Origin of the sequence: Streptomyces sp. NPDC007162, from assembly GCF_040634175.1 — a bacterium.
Lineage (GTDB): Bacteria > Actinomycetota > Actinomycetes > Streptomycetales > Streptomycetaceae > Streptomyces.
Window position 1 is genome coordinate 1 of sequence record NZ_JBEYFC010001030.1, and the last position, 1,255, is coordinate 1,255.

Below are 1,255 nucleotides of genomic sequence, written 5' to 3' on the forward strand. Positions count from 1 at the left end.
AGCCACTCCTTGTCGGGCTTGCGGCCCGCTATGTCCATCGGGAGGGTGATGTTCTCCAGGGCGGTCAGGGTCGGCAGCAGGTTGAAGGCCTGGAAGATGAACCCGATCTTGTCCCGGCGCAACCTGGTCAGCTGCTTGTCCTTCAGGGAGCCCAGTTCGGTGTCGCCGATCCGCACCGAACCCGAGGAGAAGGTGTCGAGGCCGGCCACGCAGTGCATCAGTGTGGACTTGCCGGAACCGGACGGTCCCATGATCGCGGTGAACTCGGCCTGCCGGAACTCGACGGTGACCCGGTCCAGGGCGACCACCTGGGTCTCGCCCTGGCCGTAGATCTTCGAGAGGTCCGTGGCGCGTGCGGCCACGGAGGTGGTCCGCCGGTCGGCGATAGGCGTGGTGGACACGGAAGGGTGCTCCTCGGGACGACGGCGTTCGGTCATGGGGACCGCACCATCGTCTCCGCCCTGTCGGCGCGTGTAGTCAGCCGCTGTTCCGGTTCCGGGGGGCGACCGAGGTCGGACCGGAGGGCGCGATCTCATACCTGGGGATGACGGCCGACCCCGAGAGCACCATCCGGCTTCGATCACTCCGATGCGTCGAGAACAGGTGGAGCCCCCTTGTTCGGACGGTGAAATTCCGTCATTCCGCGTACGTGCGCACCCACCGCGCGTAACGCTATTGGCAAGTGCGGATGGCTCGTTCCGGCGGCTGATGCACCCTCAGACGTCAATAAAATAAGACAACATCGGGTCGCCCGTCCGCTGTTCGGGGGACGCCTCCCGATAGGGTCGGAGCCTCGTACGCGGAGCCCATGGCCTGCCCGGATGGTGGAATGCAGACACGGCGAGCTTAAACCTCGCTGCCCCTCGCGGGCGTACCGGTTCAAGTCCGGTTCCGGGCACTTCCCGCCGCTTGCGGGCGGCGCCGGCTCACCCCTCGTACACGGTCAGGACCGCCCCGTCGACCTCGATGCGGCGGCCCGCGCGCATCCCGTTGCGGCGCAGGGCGCGCAGGCACTCCTCGAAGAGGGCGAGTTCGCCGGTGTCGAGGATGGCCGCCGCCAGATCCAGGAGTTCGCTCACCGACGTATCGGTGAGCACCTCGGGCAGTTCCCCGGACAGCAGGACGACGGACTCGCCGTCGGGGCCCCGGACCACGGCCGTAGCGGGTCCGCCGTGCACGAACAACACATTTCCCCCTGAGAGCCCGTGGTCGTGCGGCTCTCGCCTACCGGGCAGGACGAGAGACTAGTCCGGGA

General features: G+C 67.6%; 2 protein-coding genes and 1 tRNA gene. 1 reads left to right on the forward strand and 2 read right to left on the reverse strand.

The window, feature by feature from the left end; translation table 11 throughout:
• Positions 1-401: ATP-binding cassette domain-containing protein (locus ABZ646_RS46895; protein WP_360533983.1), on the reverse strand; the 401-nt coding region annotated here is incomplete at its 3' end.
• Between the two features lie 414 nt (positions 402-815).
• On the opposite strand from ABZ646_RS46895, the gene ABZ646_RS46900 reads away from it, so the two are divergent.
• Positions 816-898 (forward strand) — tRNA-Leu (locus ABZ646_RS46900).
• Between the two features lie 28 nt (positions 899-926).
• Here the strand turns inward: ABZ646_RS46900 and ABZ646_RS46905 are convergent.
• Positions 927-1,178 carry a hypothetical protein gene (locus ABZ646_RS46905; RefSeq protein WP_360533986.1) on the reverse strand — a complete coding sequence of 84 codons (252 nt, stop codon included), beginning with the start codon at positions 1,176-1,178 and terminating at the stop codon, positions 927-929.
• Between the last annotated feature and the right edge of the window lie 77 nt (positions 1,179-1,255).